Source organism: Conexibacter arvalis, assembly GCF_014199525.1.
GTDB classification, from domain to species: Bacteria; Actinomycetota; Thermoleophilia; order Solirubrobacterales; family Solirubrobacteraceae; genus Conexibacter; species Conexibacter arvalis.
Genome location: NZ_JACHNU010000001.1, coordinates 1,560,972 through 1,585,153, shown reverse-complemented (window position 1 = coordinate 1,585,153; position 24,182 = coordinate 1,560,972). Strand labels below are relative to the sequence as shown.

Genomic DNA, 24,182 nt, shown 5'->3' with positions numbered 1-24,182 from the left:
CGGCGCCACCGCGCCGCGCCGCGCTGCGCGACGGGCGCGCCGCGCGCCCCACCCCGCGGACGGACAGGCCGCGCGGCGGCCTCGCCGCCCGCACCGCGCACCGCCGCGCACCGCCCGCACCGCGCACCGCCGCGCACCGCCCGCACCGCGCACCGCCGCGCACCGCCCGCACCACGCACCGCCGCGCACCGCCCGCGCCGCGCACCGCCCGCACCGCCCGGCGCCCGCACCGCGCACCGCCCGCGCCAGCGCGCGGCGCGAGCGAAGGGCGCGCCGCGCGCTACCCGCTCGTCACCCCCACGGCGTCGACCTGGAAGCTCATCGACCAGCCGGTCGTCGAGCCCTTCGCGCGGAAGCCGACCTCGATGCGCGAGACGGCGGAGCGGCCGGCCCAGCCGGTGAGGTCGACGGCGACGCGGTTCCAGGCGTCGGCCTGGACGTCGGCGGTCGTCGTCCTCGTCTCGCCGCCGGCGCCGGTCACCGTCACGACCGCCTCGTAGCCGCTCGCGCCCGGCGCGCCGCCGTAGCCGTTCACCATCGCGTGCAGCTCGCTCGCCGCGGTCAGGTCGAGCGGTCTCTCCGGCGTGACGAAGACGCGCTTCCACTCCGAGGCGGCGACCGTTCTCGACGCCGCCTCCAGCGCGCCGCCGCCCTCGAACGGCCGGCCCGGACCGTTCGGGAACGACGCGACGCGCGCGACCCTGGCGACGTTCTCGCCGGGCGCCCAGCCGTCGGTCCCCTCCTCGAAGCCGTAGAGCGTTCTCGACTCCGTCAGCGACAGCGCGACGGTGCCGGTCGCGGTCGCGCCGCCGCGCGTGCGAACCCGCACCGTCACCGTTCGTCTGCCGGAGCCGGCATCGTCGGGGACGACGACCCAGACCGTCTTCTCGGTCACGACCGGGCGGCCGTCGCTCTTGACCGCGAAGCTCGTGCTGCGCGGGCTGACCTCCCATTCGGGGTCGGAGACCGAGGTCGTCAGCTCGCCGGCGAGCCTGCCGGAGGCGATGCCGGAGAAGCCGACTCTGACCGCGACGAGGTCGCCCGGCTCGACCGTCTTGGCCCGCGGCGTGACGACGAGGCGGACCTCGTCGCGCGCGGGCGCGCCGATCGCGCGGCTGCGCAGCGTGTGCGAGCCGCGCTCCAGGCCGGCGACGACGATCCGGTCGCCCTCCCGCGCGACGCCGGGCACCCGCGCCCGTCTGCCGTCCCACACGAGCCGCCCGCCGAGCCGCACCTCGATCGTGCGGCCGAAGGTCGGCAGCGAGGCGCGGCCGGTCGTGCCGCCCGGCACGCGCAGCGACAGCGTGAGCCCGTCGCCGCTGCGGCGCCAGTCGGCCGCGATCGCCCCGTGCGGGGTCGGCACGCTGCCCTCGGCCCAGTCGACGTCGGCCGGGTAGGGCGCGACGTCGAACCGCTCGTAGCCGGCCGCCGTCGGCGTCACGCCGAGCACTCTCTGCGTCAGCACGACGGTCGGCGCGCTCGCCCAGCCGTGCGCGAGGCTCGAGAACTGCGACAGGTTCGGATAGCCGCTCGGCTGCATGTGCTCCCAGAAGGTGCTGCCCGGGTCCTGCCGCAGCTGGTGGCCCCAGAAGCGGCGGATCAGCTGCAGCGCCGTCGCGTCCTCCAGGCCGCGGGCGTCGCCCGCGACGCCGAAGCGCGCCTCCGCCTCGAAGCCGCTCGGCAGCGGCGCGTAGAACGGCGGCAGCGACGGGTTCGGCTCGTCCGGGCCGACCGTCAGCGCGCCGTAGCGACCCCACGAGCTCGCGCGCAGGAAGGCGAGCGCCCGGCTCGCTCTGTCGCCGCGCGCGACGCCGGCGAGGATCGCGATCGCGTTGCCGTCCTGCGGATGGACGTCCGGCAGCTCGCGGCTGAGCCGGTAGGCGCCGGCCTGCTCGTCCCACAGCTGCGACTCGATCGCTCTGCGCACGACTCCGGCGCGAGCGGCGTACGCTCTCGCCGCCGCGCCGTCGCCGAGCGCCCTCGCCATCGCCGCCATCTGGTCGAGGTTGCGGGCGTAGAGCGCGTTGACGTAGGTCTCGTGGCCGCAGTCGGAGTAGCCGTAGTGGCCGCAGGAGCCGACGCGGCCGAAGCCGATCAGGCCGCCGTCGTCCTGTCTGCGGACGCTCTCCAGCCACGCGGTCGCCCGCTCCAGCGCCGGCCAGACCCGTCGCAGGTAGGCGCGGTCGGCGGTGTAGCGCCAGTGCTCGTGCATGTTGAAGACGAACCAGGTGACGTACTCGCCGTAGGTGCGCCGCTCGTTGGCGTTGTGCTGGCCCATCTGCGACGAGCCCGGCACGAAGCCGTCCTCCAGCTGCTGGCCGGCGAGGTGGGTCAGCGAGTTCTCGGCCGCCCGCACGTTCCACGTCGACACGTACGCGACCGGGTTCTGGACGGCGAGGTCGCCCTGCCAGACGAGCCGGTCGCGCTTGGCGCCGTCGTAGATCACCTCGTCGTCGGGTCTGAGGCCCGCGAGCTGCCCGTCGGCGTGGTCGGTCTCCCCCGCTCTGTACGGCCACGACTTGGCGGTGTCCGCACGGTCGGTGTTCGTCTGCACCGTGTAGACGCCGGCATGCCAGATCTTGTTCAGCTGCGCGTCGGAGCTGTTGAACCAGCCGGCCAGCCTCGACGGGTCCCTGCGCGACGGCTCGGGCGTGTAGTCGAGCGAGATCGCGTCGACCGAGACCGAGCCGGGGCCGTCGAGGAACAGCGTCGCGTAGCGGAAGCCGCCGCGCAGGATCCCGTCGCGCGCCTCGCCCGGCAGGGAGGACGGCAGCTCGAGCCCATGGCTGTCGACGTCGTAGGTGTAGGCCTGGCCGGGGAAGCCGACCCAGATGTTCGCGGTGTCGCAGCCCGGCGCGAATCTCGCCTGACCGTCGTTGCGGCTGCCGAGCGCGCGGTACCGGCGCGACTCGCTGAAGCACGCGCGCAGTCTCGTCTCCCCGGTCGCGCCGGTCACCGTCACGCGCAGGTGGCCGCCGACCTCCTGCCCGAAGTCGACCGCCAGCAGCGGCGATCCGGTGCGGTCGCCGACGTTCGTCAGCGTCACCGCGCGGCCGTCGGCGCGCAGCGCCGCGTCCGGGTCGCCGTCGATCGCGCCGGCCCGCGGCGCCGCCTGGATCACCGACTCGGGCGCGAGCAGGCGGCTCGACGGCGCGAGCACATAGTCGCGCCAGCGGCCTCTGCGCGGCCGGTGGTCGGCGTCGCGCCACGGTCCGCGCGGGTCGGCGGCGGGGGCGGTGCGGGCGGCGGCGCCTCTGCCCGGCCCGCGGCCGTTGCCGCCCTGGGCGGATCTTCCGCCGCCCGGCGTCGCCACGACGCCCTGCGCCTGAGCCGCCTTGCCGCCGGCGCTCTTGCCGCCCACCGCAGCGGCGTCGCTGCCGGGCTTGCCGGAACCGCCCGGCGCCGCGCCCGCGACGCCGGCGCCGGCCACGGCCACCGCGCCCACGCCGAGCGCGAGTGCGATCGTCCCGGCCGCCGCGGCGGCCGTCCTGCTGCGGGCGCTCATCGCGTCGCCTCCTTGGTCGTGGTCGTGCCGCTCAGGCCGGTGCGGCGCTCGCCGCCCGGCAGCCGCACGTCGTAGGTCGTGCCGGCCGGCGCCTCGACGACGAGCGCCAGCCGCCCGTCGCGCCCGCGCTTCCAGGCGACGTCGATGTCGCCTCGCGGCGTCGGGACGCGGCCCTGGGCCCAGCTCAGTCCGCGCGGCGGGTTCGGCGCGACGGTGAACGACGAGTAGCCGGGCCCGCTGGGCTGCACGCCGAGCACGGTGCCGGTCAGGAAGGCCGTCGGGTGGGCGCCCCAGCCGTGCGCGTACGACGTGTACGAGCCGAGCTGCGGTCCGCCCGTCAGCGAGATGTTCTCCCAGAAGGTGCCGGTCTGGTCGCCGCGCAGCATGTGGCCCCACGTGCGCCGCAGCAGCTCGACGGCGTCGTCGATCCGGCCGTTGCCGGCGAGCGCGTCGAGCTCGAACGAGGAGACGAACGGGCTGACGTAGCGCGGCACCGCGGTCCCCTCCCGGTCGACGCTCGGCGAGCCGATCGCCGTCCAGCCGGACTTCAGGTGCGACAGCACCCGCTGCGCCCTGTCGCCCGTCGCGACGCCGGCGAGCACCGTCATCGCGTTGGCGTCCTGCGGATGGGCGGTCGAGCCGGGCTGGACGACGTAGGCGCCGGCCGCCTCGTCCCACAGCTTCCCGTTGACGGCCGCGGCCGTCCTGTCGGCGAGCGCCAGCCACTGCTGCGCGAGGTCGCCGCGGCCCTTCGCCTCGGCGGTGCGCGCGCCGGCTCTCAGCGCGTGGACGAGCAGCGCGTTGTTGTAGGCCTCCTTGCCGCCAAGGCTGTAGCCCCAGTGGCCGGCCGCGTCGCCGGGCGTGACCAGCAGGCCGTCGGCGGGATCGACGTTCGCCTGCGCCCAGCCGACCGCGCCGACGAGCTGGTCGAACCATCGGTCGAGGAACGCGCGGTCGCCGCTGTAGCGCCAGTGGGTCTCGTAGTTGACGATCCACCAGAGCGCGTACTCGCCCCAGTTGTACGACCAGCCCTGATCGCCGGGCAGCGGGAGGTAGACGCCCGACGGCTGGCCGTTGCCGCGCGGCTTCTGCGCCAGCCAGTCGAAGGCGAGCCGGGCGCTCGTCGTGTCGTGGGTGGTGAGGTAGGCGACCGGGTTGGCGATCACGAGGTCGCCGCCCCAGATGAAGCGGTCGCGCTTGGGGGCGTCGACGATCACAGACGGGCCGTCGCCGACTCTCGCGTCGTTGCGCGGCGGGCCGGGCTCGGCCGGGTAGCGGCGGCCGGTCTGCGGGTCGATCGTCGACAGCTGGACGGTGTATGCGCCCGAGTACCAGAAGCGGTTGAGCTGGTCGTCGGAGGAGAGGAAGGCGCCGGCGTAGTCGCGCAGGTCTCTCTGCAGCGGCGCCGCGTCGAAGCTCAGCTTCAGGTCCGACAGCTCGACGGCGCCCGGGCCGCTCAGCCACACCATCAGGTAGCGGAAGCCGCCGCGGCCGTCGGGCGGCGAGATCGTGCTCGTGCCGTTCGGGACCTTGACCGTCTCCGTCTCCGTGATCACCCCGACCGGGTCGGCCGAGTAGTCGGAGGCGCTCGTCATGAACTGCTTCGACTCGGAGAACGCGAAGGAGACCTTCGGCGAGCCGGAGAGCTTCTTGGCGCGGACGGTCACGTCGCCGCCGACCTCGCGGCCGAAGTCGAGCAGCACGTACGGGCGGCTCAGCACGTCGCCGCGCAGCGTCGCGCTGCCGCGGCCGTCGACCAGCGCGCGCGGGTTCTTGACGGTGCCGCCGTACGGCGCCGGCGCGTCGCGGCCGCCGCGGGCGATCGCCCACACCTGCGCGATCCGCGCGCCCGGTCCGGGGTCGTCGGCGTTGCGGAAGGTCAGCTTGAAGGTGTCTCGTCCGCCGCTGCGGCGCAGCGCGCTGCGCGGCACGTCGATCTCGTAGTGGACGAGCCCGACCTGGCCGCCGTAGACGCCGCGCTCGCGTGGGGTGATCCCGCGGCGGTGGACCTTCACGCCGTTGACGAGCACGTCGTACTGCGCTCGCTCCGCGCCGGCCTCCTCGATCCGCAGCCGCAGGTCGCCGCCGCCCTGCGGTCGCAGCAGACGGTAGGAGAACTCGGCCTGCGGCTCCTCGGCGCCGGCGATCCGGACCCACGAGCCACCGACCTTCGCCCGTCTGCTGGTCGGGTCGGCGTCGAGGTCGTGGCCGGCCTCCTCGGAGGCCGGCGAGGCGGCGGTGACGAAGTCGGCGTTGAGCGGGGTCGCGTCCTCCAGCTCGACCGGCCGCACCGTCCGCGACGGCGGCGAGAGGTTGTAGCGCTGGGCGCGGTCGAGCGGCGGCAGCCCGAGCGCGCGGGCCGGGTCGGACGGCGCCGGGCCGCCGCGCGGCTGCTTGCCGGACCTCCCTGCCGCGCCCTGCTTCCCGGCCGCGCCCTGCTTCCCGGCCGCGCCCTGCTTCCCGGCCGCGCCCTGCTTCCCGGCCGCGCCCCCACCCTGCTTTCCGGCCGCGAGCGCGACCGGGGCGGCGGCGCCCGCGGTCGCGAGCGCCGCCGCGGCGGCCAGCGCGAGCGCACCCGCGCCCGCGCGGCCGCCGCACGTGATCGTGCGTGACATGGTCATCTCCCCGTCGTGAAGCGGTAGGAGCCGCTCACGACCTCGAATCGGACGGAGCCGCTCGGGGCTCCCGCGATCTGCCGCACGCCGTCGGCGCGCGCCGCCGGCCGCCCGCTCTCGCGCACGTCGGCCGCGCGGGCGGCCGGCACGTCGACGACCGCGGTCGCGCCGACCGGCACCTCGGCGCGCAGCTCGAAGCGGCCGCCGCGCGAGCGCTTCCAGTCGAGCGCGACCTCTCCGCGCGGCGTCGCGGTCGCGGCGCGGGCGCGATCGACCTCGCCGACCGGGCCGGGCTGCAGCAGGACCCGCTCGTAGCCGGGCGCGAGCGGCCGGATGCCGGCGACCCGCTCGATCAGCCACTGGTTGACCGTCCCCTGCACGAAGGTGTGGTCGTAGGAGCGGACGGTCGGCTCCCACCCCTCCCACCAGGCGGTCGCGCCCTGGTCGACGATGAAGCGGAAGCTGGGATAGGTCGGCTGCGCGACGAGCTTGTACGCCAGCTCGCCGTGGCCGCGTCTGGTCAGCTCGCTCAGCAGCTCGCGCGTGCCGAGCGCGCCGGTGTCGAGGTGGTCGCCCTTCGCGGCGATCTCGTCGAGCAGCCGCCGCTCGACCGCCTGCTCCGCGTCGGCCGGCACGAGCCCGAAGGCGAGCGCCAGCAGGTTGGAGGTCTGGCGGTAGCCGGGATCGCTCGCGGTCACGTAGGCGTCGCGCGCGCCGTTCAGGAACGCGCCGTTGAACGCCTCCCTGATGCGGGCGGCCGCCGCCTCGTAGCGGGCCGCGTCGTCGTCCCTGCCGAGCACCTTCGCGATCCGCGCGAACTGCGCGACGTTGCGGAAGGCGTACGCGGTGCCGGCGAGCGCCGGGTCCTCCGGGCTGTTGCCGCTGCCGTATCTCGGCGCGAGGTAGTCGTTCAGGAACGACGGATGGGTGCCGTCGGGACGGGCGCGGGTCAGCTCGTGCTCGACGTAGCGCTTCATCGCGTCGTAGTGCTCGACCAGCACGTCACGGTCGCCGTAGCGCTCGTAGAGGATCCACGGCACGTGCAGGAAGGCCGCGTTCCACGGCGGCGCCTGGCCGTAGGGGCCAAGGCCCCAGCCGTTGTCGGGCGCGAGCCCCGGCAGGTTGCCCTGCGGCCCCTGGCTGTCGGCGATGTCGTCGACCCACTTCGGCAGCAGCCGCCGCATGTCGTACTCGAGCTGCAGCGTCTCGGCCATCAGCATCGCGTCGCCGGTCCAGCCGTTCTTCTCGTACATCGGGGTGTCGGTGGGGATGCCGTGGTAGTTGTTGACCACGGTCGTGCGCGTGATCTCGCGCATCCGGTTCAGCAGCGGATCGTCGCTGTCGAAATCGCCGACGCTGGTCAGGTCGGTGTGGACGACGCGGCCGTCGAGGTTGTCGACGGTCGGCGGCTCGCTCCCCGGCCAGCCGTCGAGCTGGACGTATCTGAACCCCTTGTAGCTGTAGCGGGGCTCCCAGCTCTCGCCCCGTCGATCGCCGTTCAGCGTGTAGCGGTCGACCTGCGACTCGCCGGTCACGAAGCCGCTCTCGTGCTGCACCGTGCCGTCGGCCTTCAGCTTCTCGCCGTAGCGCAGCGTCACCGTTCTGCCGGCCTCGCCGCGGACGTGGATCCGCGCCCAGCCGGCCATCACGCGCGGCAGCTCGAAGACGTAGGTGCCGGCTCTCGGGTTGGTGACGTCCGTCGGCGAGAGCGTGCCGGAGACGACGATCGGCTCGATCGCCTGCGGCTCGACCCTGCCGGCCGGCGCTCTCACCTCGGCGGCGCTCGCCCACGCGCGGTCGTCGAAGCCCGGCTCGTCCCAGCCGGGCCGCTGCTCGCGGGCGTCGTAGTGCTCGCCGGCGTAGAGCGAGTCGGTGCGGGTCGGGCCGTCGTGGGTCTTCCAGGCGCCGTCGGTCGCGATCGTCTCGACGCGGCCGTCGGGCCAGGTCAGCTCCAGCTGCGCGCGCACGCGCGGCTCGCTCGTCCACGGCGCTCTGTCCCAGTTCCACGCGTTGCCCTGGCGCATGCCGAAGAAGCCGCGCCCGAGCCGCGCACCGAGCACGTTCTCGCCCCTGCGCAGGAGCTTCGTGACGTCGTGGGTGACGGCGAAGACCCGTCTGTCGTAGCGGGCGAAGGCCGGGTCGAGCACGGCGTCGGTGACGCGCCGGCCGTTCAGCGTGAAGTCGGCGTACGCGACGCCGCTGGCGTAGAGGCGGGCGCGTACCGGCAGCCGGCCGCGGCCGACCGGATCGGCGCCGCGGGTCGCGCTCGCGGCACTGCGCTTGCCGGCGGCCGCATTCGCGCCTCTCCCGCGGCCGCCGCCGAGCGTGAAGCTCCGGCGCAGCAGCGGCTCGGGGCGAGCGCGGACCTGCGGGCGGACCTCGCCCCACGGCGCGCCGCCCCAGGCGACCAGCTCGCGCGCCGATCTCCAAGCGGTGTCGTCGTACCCGGGCCGGGTCCAGGCGTCGCCGTCGGCCGGCGCGGTCGCGGCGACCTTCCACGCGCTGTCGGAGTCGACCGTCGTCCGCTGCCCGTCAACCGTCTCGACGACGAGGCGGGCGAACATCCCGGCCGGGCTCGGCCTGCCGTTGGTCGCTCTGACCGCGATCGCGTTGGCGCCCGCGCGCAGCAGCGCGGTCACGTCGGCGAGCTGCGGATTGCGCCAGCTCTCCTTCGCCGGGTCGGGATCGGTCGCGGAGACCTCGCTGCCGTTGACCCAGGCGGTGAAGCCGTCGTCGGCGTCGACGACCAGCTTCGCGCTCGCGACCCGCGCGCCGGCGGGAAGCGTCAGCTCGCGGCGGAACCAGCGGCTGCCGGCGGGCGCCTCGGAGAGCGGGTCGCCGGCGTCCTCCCAGATCCAGTTCGTGCCGGCGAGGTCGACGGCCGCCGGGTCCTCGTCGGCGCCCGGCGCCCCGATCCAGCTGCCGCGCCAGTCGGCGGCCGAGAGCAGCCCGGTCTCGAACGTCGCCGCGCGGCTCCACGGCCCGCGGCGCCCGCGCTCGTCGAGCGCCTGGACGCGCCAGCGGTAGCGGGTTCGCGAGTCGAGCGCCGGTCCGCCGTAGCGAACCTCCTGCGCCCGCGACCGCACGATCCCGCTGTCCCACACGACGCGGTGACCGCCGCGCGCGTCGGCGCCGAGCCGCTGCGCCGCACCGCTCGCCTCGGGCGCGCGGGTCCCGGCGGCGGCCGCGCGACCGCCGCGCGCGTCGACGCGCTCGACGACGATCCGGAAGCCGCTCTGCGCGGCGCCGCGCCGGCCGCCGGCGTCGAGCTGCCAGCCCAGTCGCGGCCGCGCGCTGCCGAGCCCCAGCGGCTCGCGGGCGTGCTCGGCCTCGAGCCGCTCGGGACGGATGCCGGGCCCGCCGCGCCCATGGTCGCCGCCGGCGCCATGCGCGCCGCCGCGGACGTGGTCGCGGTCGTGTCCCGGCGGGCCGTGGTGGGATCGGCCGCCGTCGCCCTGCCCATGCGCCGTCGCCGCGGCCGGTGCCGCGAGCGCGGCGGCGCCCATCAGCGCAGCGGTGACCGCGGCGCCGCGAAGGCTCCTCGCCATCTCTCCTCCTGCTCGTATCCCCGCCGCCGCGCAGACCCACGGCGGTCATTGCTGGTCGCTACCCATCAGTCCTGGCGCACAAACGCACATAGACAACCGGAAGCAATCAGACTGAATGCCAGGTCTACCAGCCGCCTCGACGCACCGTCAACGCCGTCGGTGGTGATGGTGAGGGTTGGGCAGAGAACGGAGTCAGGACACCGGCGGCCGCCGCGCGACCGCGTCGCCTGCGGAGCGCGGACGTGCCACCCGGTCCGGGGTTTCCGAGCGTGGACGTGCCACCGGACGGCTGCGGTCCCGAGCGCGAACGCACCGTTCCGCGCGCGAGCGCGTGTGCGCCCGTGGTGGTTTCCTCCCATTTTCCGACCGGGTACATAACGTCCACCTCCGCCCAGGGAGCGGGGACTCAGGACGAGAGGAGGGCGTCATGCCCTACATCGCGTGCCCACGTTGCGGCGTGCGCACCTTCACCGCCGCGTACTGGTCGAACCGCGAGCATTGCGGCAACTGCGGCACCGAGCTGCCGACGCCGCGGAGCATGACGCCGCTGCGCACCGCCGACCCCGGCCACCGGCCGCTCGCCGGCAGGATCGTCCGCAGCGACCGTCGCCCCGCGGAGTAGCCGCCCCGGCGATCGCCCGGCGCAGTAGCCCACGCCGGCGATCGGCGCCGGCAGGCGGGGAGCGCCGTCCCGCGATCGGACAGCGCGGGAGGACGGCCGACAGCGCCCGCTCAACCGCCGGCAATCGCGCGCAGCTCGGCGGGGCGCAGCAGCAGGTGCAGCGTCCCCGGCTCGGCGGCGGCGAGGCCGCCCTTGCGCAGCTTCACGACCGCGCCGGTCAGCTCTCGGACCGCCTCCGAGAAGTCGGGCTCGTGGCCGACGAGCAGCACCTGCTCGCCCCGTCCCGCCGCCAGCGCCGCGGCGTCGAAGCGGCCGCCGCTCAACGCCGGCTCCAGCTCGACCGTCACACCGAGCGCGTCGCACGCCAGCTTCGCCGTGTCCGCGGCGCGCACCCGCGGGCTCGCGAGGCAGGCGTCGAACGTCACGCCGAGCCGCGCCAGCGCCGCGCCGGCCGCCCGCGACTGGCGCCGCCCCTTCTCGGTCAGCGGCCGCTCGGCGTCGGTCTGCCCCTCCGCGGCCGCCGCCGCGTCCCCATGACGCAGAAGCCAGATCATCACCCCGACCCTAGCGCGGCAGCGACGGACCTCTGTCATCGAGCTGTTGGTGAGCAACAGCTGGATGACAGAGGTCCGGGCTCGGGGCGCTGGGGCGGCGGAGGGGTCGGGCGGCGCGCGTCAGCGGCGGGCGCGGGCGAAGGCGGCGCGGAGGGCGTCGGGCGACTGGGCGGCGATCCATTCGGCGACGACCCCCAGCGCGAGCTCGTCGAGGCGGCGGAAGCGGATCGCGCGGCTGCCCGTCTCCAGCGGCGTGCCGGTCGCGCGCCAGCGGGCGTAGAGCGCCTCCTCCCCGCCGGGCTCGACGCAGTTGACGTAGAGCGCCATGTACGGCGCGTGGTCGGCGATCGACAGCAGCGACAGGCGGCCGCCGCCCCCGCCCGGCTCGCGCGCGGTGCCGTAGGCGAGCATCCCGTAGTCGAGCGTCTCGTCGAACCCGGCGGGAAGGTTGGCGAGGACCGTCGCGCGCAGCGCCTCGGCCGCCGCCCGCCGCTCGGGCGCCAGCGCGGCCATGAACTGCTCGACGGTGCGCGTCGGCTCGGTCACGGCCGACCATGGTAGGCGGCGCGGGCCGGCCCCGCATTGCCCGCACCACCCGCCGCCCCTGCCCCGGCGCGCCCCGTGCCGCCCGGGGCCCCGCCGCGCCCCGTGCCGCCCGGGGCCCCGCCGCGCTCCGTGCCGCCCGCTCCTCCCGCCGCGCCCGTGCCCGCCACCGCACCCGCGCCGCCCGCCCGCCCCGCCGCGGTCAGCGTGCGACGCCGAGCCGCCAACCCGCTCAAGCCGCCCGCGATCTTGGCCGATGGCAGGGAGGATGTCGGTCCGTCGCCTCGTGCCGTACGCCGTTTTCGCCGCCTTGCTCGGCGGCGCGATCGCCGCGCTGCTGGTGCTGTTCTCGGCACTCGACGGCTCGACCGCCCGGCAGCTCGCGCGGGTCGACGCCTCTCAGCGGCTGCTGACCGGGATGCTCGACCAGGAGGCCGGTCTGCGGGCGTACCTCAGCACCGCCGACGAGGACCTGCTGCAGGCGTACAGCGCGACCCGCTCGCGCTTCGACACGCTGATCGAGGCCGAGCTGTCCCAGACCGACGACGAGGAGCTGCGCGCCGCGCTGCTCGCCCAGCAGACGACGGCGCTCGCCTGGCGGCGGCTGGCCGAGCGCGACGCCAGCACCTTCACCGTCGACCCGGCGGTCTACCGGCGCACGCTGAGAGCGCGCACCGCCCAGGTCGACCGCTTCCGCGCGCAGAACGCCGCCTACCGCGAGGCGCTCGACGACGCCCGCGCCGCGCGCGACGAGGCGATCCTGCTCCGCGTGCTCGCCGCCCTGCTGGTCCTCACCGTCGCGCTCGGCGGCACCGGGCTCGCGATCACCCGCCGCCGCGCCAACCGCCGCCGCCGCTACGCCGAGGCCCAGGCCGAGTTCGCGAGCGCGATGCAGTCCGCGGTCGACTCCAGCGAGGCCGACGCGCTGCTGAAGCGCCACCTCGAGCGTTCGCTCGCGGGCACGACCGTCACGGTGCTGCGCCGCAGCGACGCCGACGACAGGCTCGAGGCCGGCACGCCGCTGCCGCCCGACTCGCCGCTGGCGCCTGGGATCGTCGACGCGAGACCGCGCGACTGCCTCGCGATCCGCCGCGGCAGCACCCACGTCCGCAGAGCCGGCGAGCCGCTCGTCGCCTGCGCCGTCTGCGGCGACTGCCGCGCGACCAGCTGCCGTCCGCTGCTGGTCGCCGACCGCGTGATCGGCTCCGTGCTCGTCGAGCACGACGACGCCGAGGTGCCGCGCGTGCGCGAACGCGACGAGCGGGTGATCGCCGACAGCCTCGCGCAGGCCGCGCCGATCCTGTCGGGCCTGCGGACGCTCGCGCTCGCCCAGTCACGCGCGATGACCGACGCGCTCACCGGCCTGCCGAACCGCTGGGCGCTGCAGGACGCGCTCAAGCGGATGCTCGCCCAGACCGCGCGCTCGCGCAGCTCGCTCGGGCTCGTGCTGCTCGACCTCGACCACTTCAAGCAGCTCAACGACACGCACGGCCACGACGCCGGCGACCAGGCGCTCGCCGCGGTCGGCCACGCGCTGCTGAGCGAGCTGCGCGAGTCGGACCTGCCGGCCCGCAGCGGCGGCGAGGAGTTCGCGGTGCTGCTCCCCGACACGCCGCTGGAGGGCGCGCTCGCCGTCGCCGAGCAGCTGCGCAGAGCGATCGCCGCGATCGACCTCCCCTTCCCCGGCGTGACGCTGACCGCCTCGTTCGGCGTCGCGGTGCTGCCGCTGCATGCGCTCGAGGCCGACGGCCTGATGCGCGCCGCCGACCGCGCGCTCTACGCCGCCAAGCGGGCCGGCCGCGACCGCGTCGAGGCGGCCGCCGCGCCCGAGGACGGCGAGCGCCCGCCAAGGGCGCTGCGCGCCGCGCCGAGCGCATAGGCGCCACCGCCTCGCTTCCCGCCCGGCGCCGCGGAGCCTTCGACGGTCGGCCAAGCGAGGGGGCGCGCCGCCCGCGAAACATCGTTTGACTACATTCGAACGATGCCACGACTCCTGATCATCGTCGGCTCGACCCGTCCCGGCCGCGTCGGCCTTCCGGTCGCGCGCTGGTTCGGCGCCCGGGCCGAGGCGCACGGCGGCTTCGACGTCGACGTCGCCGACCTCGCCGAGCTCGACCTGCCGCTGATGGACGAGCCCAACCACCCCCGCCTGCAGCGCTACGAGCACGACCACACGAAGGCATGGAGCGCGCGGGTCGCCGCCGCCGACGCCGTCGTGCTCGTCATGCCCGAGTACAACCACACCTTCACCGCGCCGGTCAAGAACGCGCTCGACTACCTCCACCACGAGTGGCAGCACAAGCCGATCGGCATAGTGAGCTACGGCGGCGTGTCGGCCGGCACGCGCGCGGCCACCGCGATCAAGCCGGTGCTCGCGGCGCTGAAGCTGACCGTCGCCGGCGAGCTGCCGATCCCGTTCGTCGCCAGATTCGTCGGCGACGACGGCGTCGTGCAGGCGAACGAGACGATGACCGATGCCGCGGACGGTCTGCTCGACGAGCTGGTCCGCGTCGAGGCGACGCTGCGCGACCTGCGCCACCCGGTCGCCGCCTGACCGGCCACGCCTCTGCCGATCGGCAGAGGCGCGCCGCGACCTTCGTCGGAGGAGGCCTCGCGGATGCGGCGTTGCGCGCCGCTCGCGCAGCGGCGAGGATGCGGGGATGATCCGCGTGGTGGTCGCCGACGACATGGCCCTCGTCCGCGGCGGCATGAAGATGATCCTCGAGGCCGACCCGGGGATCCGCGTCGTCGGCGAGGCCGCCGACGGCGCCGCCGCGGTCGAGGAGATCATCAGATCGAGCCCCGACGTCGCCGTGATGGACATCCGCATGCCGGGCGTCGACGGGATCGAGGCGACCCGCCGCCTGCAGCAGCGGATGCCGGGCGTGCGGGTGCTGGTCGTGACGACCTTCCACCTCGACGAGTACGTGCTCGCCGCGCTGCGCGCGGGCGCGGCCGGCTTCCTGCTGAAGGACACCGCGCCCGACTCGCTCGTCGGCGCCGTCCGCACCGTCGCGGCCGGCGACGCGCTCCTCTCCCCTGCCGTCACCCGCCAGCTGATCGAGCACTACGTGCGCCGCCCGACCCCCGACGAGCAGCTGACCGGCCGCCTCGCCGAGCTGACCCCGCGCGAGCTCGACGTCGCCCGCCTCGTCGCGCGCGGGATGACCAACGCCGAGATCGCCGGCGAGCTGTTCCTCGGCGAGGGCACGGTCAAGACCCACGTCACGAGCATCTTGTCGAAGCTCGGCCTGCGCAACCGGACCCAGATCGTCGTCGCCGCCTACGAGAGCGGCCTCGTCGAGCTCGGCAGCGGCGAGCTGCGCGGCAGCTGACCGCGGCCCCGCCACCCGCCTCACCGCGCCAGCGGCAGCTCCGCGCGCACGACCCAGTCGCCGTCCGGCTCGCGGCCGGCCAGCAGCCAGCCGTCGTAGACGCGCACCCGCTCACGCATCCCGGCGAGGCCGAGACCGCTGCCGAGCGGCCGGTCGGGGGCCGGCGCCGAGGCGGGCGCGGCCGGCATGGCTCCGACGGTCGCCGGCGCGGCCGCGAGCGGGTTGCGGACCGCGACCGTCAGCCGGCCGCGGTCGACCGCGACGCGCGCCCGCACCGGCACCGGCCCGCCGTGCTTGCGGGCGTTCGTGAGCGCCTCCTGGACGATCCGGTAGGCGGCGCCGGCCGGGCCCGCGGCGACCGTCGCGACGTCCCCCACCAGCTCCAGCCGCACGCGCAGCCCCTGCGCCTCGGCGCGCCGCGCAAGCTCCGGCAGCCGCGCCAGCTCGGGCGCCTCGTGCTCGTCGCCGCCGTCGAGCGCGGCGAGCAGCTGGTGCAGCTCCCGCAGCACCTCCTCGCCGACCTCCTCGACGGCGCCGATCGCAGACGCGGCGGCGGCCGGGCGGGCGTCGAGCAGCTGGTCGGCGACGGCGCACTGGAGCGTGATCGAGGTGAGGCCGTGTCCGACGAGGTCGTGCAGCTCGCGTGCGACGCGCAGACGCTCGGCGTTGACGGCGCGGGCGATCGCGCGCGCCTGGCGGCGCTCCTCGGCGGCCGACAGCACGCGCAGCTCCTCCGCCTGCGCGAGCCGGCGCCGGCCGCCGACGCCGGTCACCCAGACCGCGCCGACCATCGTCACGAAGAAGAGGAAGACGCTCGACGGATAGCCGGCCCAGCCGAAGGCCGAGACGACGACGGCGACGCCGCCGCCGGCCGCCAGCAGCCCGCCCAGCGCCGCCGCCCACAGCGACTTCGCGTACGCCGCGGCGACGAAGGCCGCGAGGTAGAGCGGCGGGTTGAGGCCGAACCAGTCGCCGAGCAGGTCGGTCCGCAGCCAGGCGATCGCGACGACGAGCGCGACCGTCAGCAGCGGCCACCGCCGCCGCGGCAGGAAGGCGGCCGCGAGCACGACCGCGCCCGCGACGCGCACCGGCGTCGACGCCGGGCCGTAGGAGGCGGCGTCGCCGTCGGCGGCCATCAGCGCCTCGCACACCTCCAGCGCGCACAACAGCAGCGGGACCCCCTGCGCGCGCACGCAGGCGGGCAGGCGCAGCCACGGGTTGCGGTCGACCGGATGCGGCGCGGCGTGCGGTGCCGCCGGCAGCAGCAGCACGATCCGGCTGCGGCGCGGCCAGCCGCGCCGCAGCCGCCCGCCCGCGAGCCGGGCCCGCTCCGCCAGCGCCTCGACGCGGAGCGGGTCGGCGGCGCCGGTCAGGCGCGCCGCCGCGCGCACCACCCCGTCGCCGCGCTCGATCGCGATCCGCGTGCAGCCGGGCAGCTCGGCGAGCGCGACGAGCACGCGCATCGCGACCGCCGGCAGCGGCGCCTCGGGAGCGGAGGTCGCGGCGCGGGCGCGCCGCACCGCGATCGGCCCGTCCGCGAGCCGCGCGGCGAGGTCGTCGAGCGTCGCCGGCACGTCGGCGGCGTCGGGCCGGCCGGTGCCGACGCCGCCGACCTCGCCGCCGGCGAGCGCGGCCGCCGGCGCGGCGCCGTCGCCGGCCTCGCTGCGCAGCAGCAGGAGCATCCGCCGCATCTCGCCCATCGCCTGCTGGCTGGCGTCGCGCGCCCGCCGCAGCGCCGCGCGCGAAACGCCGGTGCGGGCCGCGAGCGTCGAGCGGGCGGCGGCGACCTCGTCGAGCACCGCGCGCACGCAGCCGCGCACGACGGCGTGGAGCTCGCGCGCGATCCGCGTCCGCTCGGCGACCAGCGCGAGGTCGACGGCGTCGTCGTCGCCGGCGGCGGCCGCGCGGCGGCGGGCGCGCTGCAGCGCCTCGGCCCGGTCGCGCAGCAGCAGCCCGCCGGCGGCGGCCGGCGCGAAGATCCCGAGCTCGCGCAGCCACTGGTCGTCGCTGCGGTTCGACAGCACGCCGGCGAGGTCGAGCCCGACACGCACGACCATGACCGTCACGAGGCCGGCGGCGGCGGCCGCGACGGCGCGGCGCGGATCGCGGGCGTAGGCGCCGAGCCCGAACAGCGCCAGCGGCGTGTAGAGCGCGTAGGCGGCCCCGCCCTCGGGCAGCAGGTCCCACGTCACCGTCAGCACGTGGACGACCATCGCCCACGCGAAGAACAGCAGCGGCCGGCGCCGCCACAGCACCGCGACCGCGGCGAGCGCCCACAGCGCGTGGGAGGCCGCCTGCGGGCCGATCGCCCCGCGCAGGCCGTTCTCGAGCTGCCCGACCAGGAGCAGCCCGCCGGCGATCGCGAGATCGATCCGGCGGGCCGGGGAGAGCCTGCCGCTCACGGCGCGGCCGGCGGCGGGCTCGCGGCCGTCGCGGACATCGGCCGAAACTAGGTCGCGGCCGGGCGTGCGGCATCGCCCGGACGTGAGTTCGCGCTCTCACGAAGGTCAGGGCCCGGACCACGCTTGCGCGCGCCGCGATCGGGGGAGGCTCGGCCGCGGAGGCGCACGCCAGACGACCGGCCAGCCGTGCACACTTCGTCCTCGTGAACCCCGATCCCCACGTCATCGTCCTCTTCGGTGCCTCCGGGGATCTCGCCAGACGCAAGCTGCTGCCGGGCCTGCTGCGGCTGTTCCAGGCCGGCCTGCTGCCGATCGACTTCCGCATCGTCGGCACCTCGCTCGACGAGCTCGACGACGAGCGCTTCCGCAGGCTGGCGCGCGACGCGGTCGCCGAGTTCTCGCGCTCGCACGTCTACGAGCGCTCGTGGGAGGCGTTCGCGAGACGGCTGTCGTTCGTGCCGGGAAGCGGCGGGCCGCGGGCGCTCGCCGAGCGGGTGCGGTCCGCGCGCGCGGAGCTGCCGCCCGGGGCGCGCGTGCTCCACTATCTGAGCGTGCCGCCGCGGGCGGCGCAGTCGGTCGTCGCCGAGCTCGGCGAGGCCGGCCTCGCCGAAGGCGCCCGGATCGTGATGGAGAAGCCGTTCGGCACCGACCTCGCGAGCGCGCGGGAGCTGAACGCCGCGGTCCACGAAGTCTTCGAGGAGCCGCAGGTCTTCCGCATCGACCACTTCCTCGGCAAGGAGGCGGCGCAGAACATCCTCGCGCTGCGCTTCGCCAACGGCCTGTTCGAGCCGATCTGGAACCGGCTGCACATCGACCATGTGCTGATCGAGGTCCCCGAGACGCTCTCGATCGGGATGCGCGGCAGCTTCTACGAGGCGACCGGCGCCTTCCGCGACATGGTCGTCACCCACCTGATGCAGGTGCTCGCCTTCGTCGCGATGGAGCCGCCGACGTCGCTGGAGCCGCGCGCGATCACCGAGGAGAAGAACAAGGTCTTCCGCTCGATGAAGCCGCTCGACCCGCGCGAGGTCGTGCGCGGCCAGTACGCCGGCTACCGCGACGAGCCGGGCGTCGCGCCGGACTCCGAGACCGAGACCTTCGTCGCGCTGAAGGCCGAGGTCGACAACTGGCGCTGGTCGGGCGTTCCGTTCTACCTGCGCACCGGCAAGCGGCTGGCGGAGAGCGGCCGGATCATCTCGATCGCGTACCACGAGCCGCCGCAGGGGATGTTCCCGCGCGGCTCCGGCGTCGGCGCGTACGGCCCCGACCACATGACCTTCGACCTCGACGAGGCCTCACGCCTGTCGCTCTCCTTCTACGGCAAGCGGCCGGGGCCAGGCATGCGGCTGGAGAAGGCGAGCATGCAGTTCTCGCTCGACGAGACCGCCTACGGCCGCGACGTGCTGGAGGCCTACGAGCGCCTGATCCACGACGCCCTGATGGGCGACCACACGCTCTTCACGACCGCCGACGGGATCGAGCGGCTGTGGGAGGTCTCGGCGCCGCTGCTGGAGCTGCCACCGCCCCTCCAGATCTACCAGCCGGGATCGTGGGGACCCGAGACCCAGCACCAGCTGATCGCGCCGCATCGGTGGCGGCTTCCGTTCGAGCGGAAGTGGCGGGGACCGCCGGCGATCTGAGCCCCTGCAGCAGCTCCAGCGGCAGCGGGAAGACGATCGTCGAGCCCTGGTTGCCGCTCATCTCGGTCAGCGCCTGGAGCGTGCGCAGCTGGATCGTCACCGGGTTGGACTCGATCACCTCGGCCGCGTCGGCCAGCCGCGCGGCGGCCTGGAACTCGCCCTCGGCGTTGATCACCTTCGCGCGGCGGGTGCGCTCGGCCTCGGCCTGGCGCGCGAGCGCGTGCTGCATCCGCTCTGGGATCTCGACGTCCTTGATCTCGACGATCGTCACCTTCACGCCCCACGGCTCGGTCTGCTCGTCGATGATCTGCTGGAGGCTCTCGTTGAGCCGCTCGCGCTCGGACAGCAGCGCGTCGAGGTCGGCCTTGCCGAGCACCGAGCGCAGCGTCGTCTGGGCGACCTGCGAGGTGGCGGCGAAGACGTCCTCGACCTCGACGACCGAGCGGATCGGGTCGATCACACGGAACCAGGTGACCGCGGTGACGCGCACCGGGACGTTGTCGCGCGTGATCACCTCCTGCGCCGGCACCTTCATCGTCACGGTCCGCAGCGTCGTGCGCACGAGCCGGTCGACGGCCGGGATCAGCAGCACGACCCCGGGGCCCTGCTGGTCGATCACGCGGCCGAGCCGGAAGACGACCCCGCGCTCGTACTCGCGCAGGACCCGCACCGACGCCGCCGCCAGCGCGAGCGCCGCGCAGAGCAGCACCGCCACTCCCACCAGCACCGCGGCGATCATGGCTCCTCCTCCCACTCCTCGGCCCGGCGCACGGTCAGCGTCAGGCCGCTCACCCGCTCGACGACGACGAGGTCGCCGCGGTGGATCTCGGCCGGCGCCGCCTCCAGCACGCTCGCGCGCGCCTGCCACAGCGCGCCGTCGACGAGCACCTGGCCGCGCCGGTCGCCGTTCCACGCGCGCACCTCGCCGAGCCGGCCGCTGAGCGCCTCGCGGCCGGAGACGACGCGGCGGCGGCGCGTGACCAGCGCCGTGCGCGCGATCACCCCGCCCCACGCGGCCGCGACGAGTCCGGCGGCCGCGACGCCGGCGAGCGCGAGCGCCAGTCCGCCGCCCGCCCCGCCGATCGCGAGGCCCGCGCCGACGGCGAGCGCGACGGCGCCGGCGACGCCGAGCGCGCCAGCGGGGAGGTGCGCCTCCGCGACCAGCAGGGCGACTCCGCAGACGATCGACACCAGGCCGATGAGCACCACCGTGAGCTACCTCTCCCTCCGATGGTACGCCTCGGTGGGAGGCGCGCGGCGGCGCTGTCAGGGCGTGAACCGGCGCCCGGCGGGGCGCGGCGGACGGCGGCGGCGGACGGGCGCGCGCGGCGCTCGTCAGGAGCGTCCGGCGCCGAAGCCGGAGCGCAGCCCGCGGACCGCGATCAGCTTCGCCTCCGACACCGTCACGCGCCCCTCGGCGTGGGCTCTGAAGGCGGCTTCGAGCAGCCCGCCGAGCGCGATCCCGATCCACTGCGCCGGCACGTCGCGGTCGAGCTCGCCGGCCTCCTGGGCGCGCTCGATCAGCTCGCGCAGCGGCAGCTCGAAGCGGCGGCGCGTCTCGTCGCGGCGCTGCTGGTCGAAGGTGCCCGCGAGCACGATCCTGTAGCGCTCGCCGACGTCGACCAGCTCCTCCACGAGCCGCGCGAATCCGCCCTCGGCCGGGCCGGCGGCGCGGTGGCGCTCGATCACCGCGGCGACGCCGTCGTATGCCTCCTCGCGCATGCCGGCGATCAGCGCCTCGCGCGTCGGAAAGTGGCGGTAGAGCGTGGCGCGGCCGAGGCCGGCGGCGGCTGCTATCTCGCTCATCCCCGCGCCGGGCGAGTCGGCCAGCAGTCTCGCCGCGGCGTCGACGATCCGCCGCTCGTTGCGCGCGAAGTCGGAGCGTTGTCCGGTCATGGGCGCCGCAACCGTAGTCGATCCCGCCGCCGGCGGCGGGGTTTCGGGGCGGCGAGGCGGCGCACTCCGCCTGTCGCGCGGTCGCCGGCGGTGCGCAGCATGCGCCCTGGCGCGCTTGATAGCGTGACCGGTCGGATTCGTTCGTTCGTGTTCGCTCCCTTGGAGGGACGGTGCGTCATCGCTGCTGAAGGGTCGTCCGGTCGTCCGCTGCTCGCCGAAGCGCGCCGCTTCGCGATCGCCGAGCTGCTGCGCGCCGCCGGCGCCGTGAGCGTCACCGAGGTCGAGAACCGCTTCGGCGTCTCCCCGATGACGGCGCGACGCGACCTGATGGCGCTCGAGAAGCAGGGTGTCGCGCGGCGCACCCACGGCGGCGCCGTGCTGCCGTCGATGTCGGCGAAGGAGGACTCGTTCGCCAAGCGGGTCAACCTCGCCGCCGAGGCGAAGGGCAGGCTCGCCGACGCCGCCGTCGCGATGATCGCGCCGGAGGAGACGATCGTGCTCGACTCCTCCTCGACCACCTACTTCCTCGCACAGCGGATCGTCGACCGCGGCCTCGCCGTCACGATCATCACCAACAGCCTGCCGATCATGGACCTGATCGCGGGGGTCGAGAGCCCGCCGATCAACCTCGTCGCGGTCGGCGGGACGCTGCGCCGGCTGACCGGCTCGTTCGTCGGCCCGTACGCCGTCGAGACGGTCCGCGGCCACTTCGCCGACCGCATGTTCATGAGCGTCAAGGGGCTGACGCCGAACGGGATCATGACCGACGCCGACGAGCTGGAGGCCGAGCTGAAGCGGACGATGCTCGCCCAGTCGCAGGAGTCGGTGCTGCTGGTCGACGGCTCGAAGCTGAGCGCCCGCGGTCAGAACGCGATCGCCAGCGTCAACGAGCTCGGCTGCGTGCTCGCCGAAGGTCTCGGCGACAGCGAGATCGACGCGCTGCGCGCGACCGGCGTCACGGTTCGCCGCGTCGACGACCCGGCCGGCGGCGGCTGAGCGCCGCGCCGGCTCAGCGCGACGCGGCCGGCGGTGGCCGAGCGCCGCGCCGGCTCAGCATGCCGCGGGCTCAGCGGGCGCCGGCGAGGCGGTCGACCGCCTTGCCCAGCCGCGCCACCCGGCGGGCGGTGGCGCGCTCGCGCTTGGCGACCGAGCGCAGTCTGCGGCTCTGAGCGCGGCGCGCCCGCTCCAGCGCGGCGACCCGTCTGCGCAGCGCCGCGTTCTCGCCGACCAGCCGCGCGACGGCGCGCTGCAGGTCGCCGTCGGCCGGGGGTGCGCCGAGTGCCGCCTCGATCGCGTCGAGCCGCCGCGCGAGCGCGTCGGCGCGGCCGGCGAGCGCGTCGCTCTCGCCGGCCAGCTGCTGGGCGGCTACGAGCGCGACGCCGGCGAGGTCGGCCGGCGCGATCGTCGCGTCGCTGCCGCCGATCCCGAAGGCGGCGCGGAAGGTGGCGCCGCTCGGGCCGAGATGGCGGCCGCCGCTCGCGTCGCCGCGCGTCTGCCAGCTGTTCAGCTCCAGCGCCCGCAGGCTCGCCAGCAGCGCGCCGCCGTCGACCGGTCGCTCATCGACCCGCAACTCCGGGTCGGCGCTCTGCTGCAGGACGCCGCGCGCGGTCGCCGTGCCGGCCGGAGTCACGAGGAAGGCCTCCGGCGCGCCGTCGGCGCCGTCGCGGAGGGCGAAGGCGCCGCCGCTGCCGGCACCGACGATCCAGTCCTGCCCACCTTCCGCGGCGTCGTCGAAGCGCAGCAGCGGCGCGCCGCTGGCGACCAGCTCGGCCAGCACGCGAGCGCCGCGCTCGGCCGTCGTGTCCCTGACGGAGATCCGAGCGCCGTCCCTGCGCAGGTCGAGCGCGCTTGCCGGCGCGTCGGTCCCGATCCCGATCCCGGCCGGTTTGACCGTCAGCGCATTCCCGGCGGCGCCCGGGAAGATCCGGAACGGCAGGGTGCCGCCGCCGGTGATGTCGCGAACGAAGAAGTTCGCCTCGTTGCCGCCGACGTCCCAGGTGTAGTCGCCGAACACCGTGCCGGTCTGCTGCAGCCGCATCGCGGGCGTGTCGTCGTCGTGCACCTGGAGCTCCAGCGCCGGAAGCCCGGTTCTCGAGCAGGCGGTGCCGACGCACTGACGGCCGATCACCGCCTGGTCGTCGTCGACGACGTTCAGCGCGCCCGCCGGTGCGGCGCCGGCGCCGAGCGCCGCCGCCGCGACGGCGGCGATGCACGCCGCGCGGACGGCCGCGGCCGGACGGCGGGCGGCGGGGGAACGGCGGGCGGGGTGTGGCGGGCGGATCGGCAAGCTGGCTCCTCGGTGGTATCGCCCACGGTGATCGGACCCGGCATGAGAGGCTTGAGGCATGGCCATCCCTCCCCCGCCGCCGGTCGAGCCGCCGCAGCCGGCGCCGCCGCCCGCCCTCGTCGTGCGCGCGCCGAAGCTCGTCGCGACCGGCGTCGGCTTCACCGTCAGCGGCCGCGGCGCGCCTGCCCGCGGCCGGGTCGCGATCGAGCTCGGGCGCGACGGCCGCTGGCGCGAGCTGGCCGCCGTGCGCGCCGGCGCCGACGGCCGCTTCGAGCGCGAGCTGCGGCCGCGGACGCCGCGCCGCGGCTACCGGCTGCGCGTGACGACGCGCGACGGCCGCGCGTCACGGGCGGTGGTGGTCAGGAGCCGCCACGTGACGCTCGCCGCCGCCGGCGACGTCAACCTCGGCGACGCGACCGCCTCCGCGATGGCGAGTCGCGGGCTGTCGTACCCGTGGACGAGCGTCGGGCCGGCGCTGCGCGGCGCCGACGTCGCCTTCGTCAACCTCGAGTGCGCGATCTCGACGCGCGGCGCCCCGGTCTCCAAGCAGTACACGTTCCGCGGCAGCCCGGCGGCGCTGAAGGCGATGCGCGACACGGCCGGGATCGACGTCGTCAACCTCGCCAACAACCACGTCGGCGACTACGGCACGGCGGCGATGCTCGACACGATCGCGTGGTCGCGCAGGCTGGGGCTGACGACGGTCGGCGCCGGCGGCTCGCTGGCCGCCGCCGCGAGACCGCAGGTCGTCGAGCGGCTGGGGCTGAAGATCGCCTTCGTCGGCTTCTCCAACATCCTCCCGAGCGAGTTCTTCGCGACCGCCTCGCGGCCTGGCACGCAGCCGGCGACGATCGCCCAGATCCGCGCGAGCGTCGGCGCCGCCAAGCGGGTCGCCGACGTCGTGATCGCCACCTTCCACTGGGGCGTCGAGCTCGACCTCTCCGAGAACGGCGACCAGCAGGCCTTCGCCGCGGCCGCCTTCGACGCCGGCGCGACCGCCGTGATCGGCGGCCACCCGCACGTGCTGCAGCCGCTGCGGAGGGTGAGCGGGAACCGCGTCGTCGCGTGGAGCCTCGGCAACTTCGTCTTCGCCTCGTTCCGCGCGAGCACGGTCCGCACCGGCATCCTCCATCTCGACCTCTCCGCACGCGGCGTCGAGCGCACCCGCTTCCAGCGCGCCCGCATCGACGGCGTCCGCCCGGTGCTGACCGGCTCGTGGACGGGGCCGCGGTAGG

General features: G+C 75.7%; 16 protein-coding genes and 1 pseudogene. 7 read left to right on the top strand and 10 right to left on the bottom strand.

Features of this window, described 5'->3' with window-relative positions:
* Window positions 1-280: 280 nt before the first annotated feature.
* From BDZ31_RS07415 to BDZ31_RS07405, 3 genes are read right to left on the bottom strand one after another with little or no spacing between them, the layout of a single operon-like run.
* Window positions 281-3,505, bottom strand: coding sequence for an alpha-L-rhamnosidase-related protein (locus BDZ31_RS07415; RefSeq protein WP_183340467.1), 3,225 nt, complete (start codon window positions 3,503-3,505; stop codon window positions 281-283).
* A complete protein-coding gene (locus BDZ31_RS07410; protein WP_183340465.1) occupies window positions 3,502-6,120 on the bottom strand; it encodes an alpha-L-rhamnosidase C-terminal domain-containing protein in 2,619 nt (872 codons plus the stop codon). The genes BDZ31_RS07415 and BDZ31_RS07410 overlap by 4 nt, the downstream gene beginning before the upstream one ends.
* A gap of 2 nt (window positions 6,121-6,122) precedes the next feature.
* On the bottom strand, window positions 6,123-9,668 hold the full coding sequence (locus BDZ31_RS07405) for a family 78 glycoside hydrolase catalytic domain (RefSeq protein WP_183340463.1): 3,546 nt from the start codon (window positions 9,666-9,668) through the stop codon (window positions 6,123-6,125).
* Between the two features lie 427 nt (window positions 9,669-10,095).
* Between BDZ31_RS07405 and BDZ31_RS07400 the strand changes: the two genes are divergently transcribed.
* A complete protein-coding gene (locus tag BDZ31_RS07400) occupies window positions 10,096-10,290 on the top strand; it encodes a hypothetical protein (RefSeq protein WP_183340461.1) in 195 nt (64 codons plus the stop codon).
* Between the two features lie 110 nt (window positions 10,291-10,400).
* On the opposite strand, the gene BDZ31_RS07395 is transcribed toward BDZ31_RS07400, so the two are convergent.
* Together BDZ31_RS07395 and BDZ31_RS07390 are read right to left on the bottom strand one after the other, a co-directional pair.
* Entirely contained in the window at window positions 10,401-10,844 is a 444-nt protein-coding gene (locus BDZ31_RS07395; protein ID WP_183340459.1) for a SixA phosphatase family protein, read from the bottom strand.
* Window positions 10,845-10,964: 120 nt separating this feature from the next.
* Entirely contained in the window at window positions 10,965-11,390 is a 426-nt protein-coding gene (locus tag BDZ31_RS07390) for a DUF1801 domain-containing protein (protein WP_183340458.1), read from the bottom strand.
* Window positions 11,391-11,655: 265 nt separating this feature from the next.
* Here BDZ31_RS07390 and BDZ31_RS07385 point away from each other — a divergent pair, with 265 nt between their 5' ends.
* From BDZ31_RS07385 to BDZ31_RS07375, 3 genes are all read left to right on the top strand, one after another.
* Entirely contained in the window at window positions 11,656-13,266 is a 1,611-nt protein-coding gene (locus tag BDZ31_RS07385; protein WP_183340456.1) for a diguanylate cyclase, read from the top strand.
* 102 nt (window positions 13,267-13,368) lie between these two features.
* Window positions 13,369-13,941: an NADPH-dependent FMN reductase gene (locus tag BDZ31_RS07380; RefSeq protein ID WP_183340454.1), complete on the top strand. Its 573-nt coding sequence runs from the start codon at window positions 13,369-13,371 to the stop codon at window positions 13,939-13,941.
* Between the two features lie 106 nt (window positions 13,942-14,047).
* Window positions 14,048-14,722, top strand: a complete 675-nt coding sequence (locus BDZ31_RS07375; RefSeq protein ID WP_183340452.1) for a response regulator transcription factor — start codon at window positions 14,048-14,050, stop codon at window positions 14,720-14,722.
* Between the two features lie 20 nt (window positions 14,723-14,742).
* On the opposite strand, the gene BDZ31_RS07370 is transcribed toward BDZ31_RS07375, so the two are convergent.
* Window positions 14,743-17,124 carry a histidine kinase gene (locus tag BDZ31_RS07370; RefSeq protein WP_183340450.1) on the bottom strand — a complete coding sequence of 794 codons (2,382 nt, stop codon included), beginning with the start codon at window positions 17,122-17,124 and terminating at the stop codon, window positions 14,743-14,745.
* A gap of 203 nt (window positions 17,125-17,327) precedes the next feature.
* On the opposite strand from BDZ31_RS07370, the gene zwf reads away from it, so the two are divergent.
* Window positions 17,328-18,764: a glucose-6-phosphate dehydrogenase gene (gene zwf / locus BDZ31_RS07365; protein ID WP_183340448.1), complete on the top strand. Its 1,437-nt coding sequence runs from the start codon at window positions 17,328-17,330 to the stop codon at window positions 18,762-18,764.
* 214 nt (window positions 18,765-18,978) lie between these two features.
* On the opposite strand, the pseudogene BDZ31_RS26190 reads toward zwf, so the two are convergent.
* The 3 genes and pseudogenes from BDZ31_RS26190 to BDZ31_RS07350 form a co-directional block, all read right to left on the bottom strand.
* Window positions 18,979-19,503: pseudogene (locus BDZ31_RS26190) on the bottom strand (SPFH domain-containing protein); the annotation flags it as partial.
* A complete protein-coding gene (locus BDZ31_RS24815) occupies window positions 19,500-19,973 on the bottom strand; it encodes an NfeD family protein (protein WP_183340447.1) in 474 nt (157 codons plus the stop codon). The gene BDZ31_RS24815 and the pseudogene BDZ31_RS26190, both read right to left, overlap by 4 nt.
* A gap of 126 nt (window positions 19,974-20,099) precedes the next feature.
* On the bottom strand, window positions 20,100-20,660 hold the full coding sequence (locus BDZ31_RS07350) for a TetR/AcrR family transcriptional regulator (RefSeq protein WP_183340445.1): 561 nt from the start codon (window positions 20,658-20,660) through the stop codon (window positions 20,100-20,102).
* A 147-nt stretch (window positions 20,661-20,807) separates the two neighbouring features.
* Between BDZ31_RS07350 and BDZ31_RS07345 the strand changes: the two genes are divergently transcribed.
* Window positions 20,808-21,656, top strand: a complete 849-nt coding sequence (locus BDZ31_RS07345; RefSeq protein WP_343075535.1) for a DeoR/GlpR family DNA-binding transcription regulator — start codon at window positions 20,808-20,810, stop codon at window positions 21,654-21,656.
* A gap of 70 nt (window positions 21,657-21,726) precedes the next feature.
* On the opposite strand, the gene BDZ31_RS07340 is transcribed toward BDZ31_RS07345, so the two are convergent.
* Entirely contained in the window at window positions 21,727-22,947 is a 1,221-nt protein-coding gene (locus tag BDZ31_RS07340; protein ID WP_183340443.1) for a serine/threonine-protein kinase, read from the bottom strand.
* Window positions 22,948-23,005: 58 nt separating this feature from the next.
* Between BDZ31_RS07340 and BDZ31_RS07335 the strand changes: the two genes are divergently transcribed.
* Window positions 23,006-24,181, top strand: a complete 1,176-nt coding sequence (locus tag BDZ31_RS07335) for a CapA family protein (RefSeq protein ID WP_183340442.1) — start codon at window positions 23,006-23,008, stop codon at window positions 24,179-24,181.
* Window position 24,182: the final 1 nt, after the last annotated feature.

Excerpts from the sequence above, each read along its gene's own strand:
- BDZ31_RS07415 (WP_183340467.1), bottom strand. The coding sequence starts at position 3,505 with ATGAGCGCCCGCAGCAGGACGGCCGCCGCGGCGGCCGGGACGATCGCA.
- BDZ31_RS07410 (WP_183340465.1), bottom strand. The coding sequence starts at position 6,120 with ATGTCACGCACGATCACGTGCGGCGGCCGCGCGGGCGCGGGTGCGCTC.
- BDZ31_RS07405 (WP_183340463.1), bottom strand. The coding sequence starts at position 9,668 with ATGGCGAGGAGCCTTCGCGGCGCCGCGGTCACCGCTGCGCTGATGGGC.
- BDZ31_RS07400 (WP_183340461.1), top strand. The coding sequence starts at position 10,096 with ATGCCCTACATCGCGTGCCCACGTTGCGGCGTGCGCACCTTCACCGCC.
- BDZ31_RS07395 (WP_183340459.1), bottom strand. The coding sequence starts at position 10,844 with ATGATCTGGCTTCTGCGTCATGGGGACGCGGCGGCGGCCGCGGAGGGG.
- BDZ31_RS07385 (WP_183340456.1), top strand. The coding sequence starts at position 11,656 with ATGTCGGTCCGTCGCCTCGTGCCGTACGCCGTTTTCGCCGCCTTGCTC.
- BDZ31_RS07380 (WP_183340454.1), top strand. The coding sequence starts at position 13,369 with ATGCCACGACTCCTGATCATCGTCGGCTCGACCCGTCCCGGCCGCGTC.
- BDZ31_RS07375 (WP_183340452.1), top strand. The coding sequence starts at position 14,048 with ATGATCCGCGTGGTGGTCGCCGACGACATGGCCCTCGTCCGCGGCGGC.
- BDZ31_RS07350 (WP_183340445.1), bottom strand. The coding sequence starts at position 20,660 with ATGACCGGACAACGCTCCGACTTCGCGCGCAACGAGCGGCGGATCGTC.
- BDZ31_RS07335 (WP_183340442.1), top strand. The coding sequence starts at position 23,006 with ATGGCCATCCCTCCCCCGCCGCCGGTCGAGCCGCCGCAGCCGGCGCCG.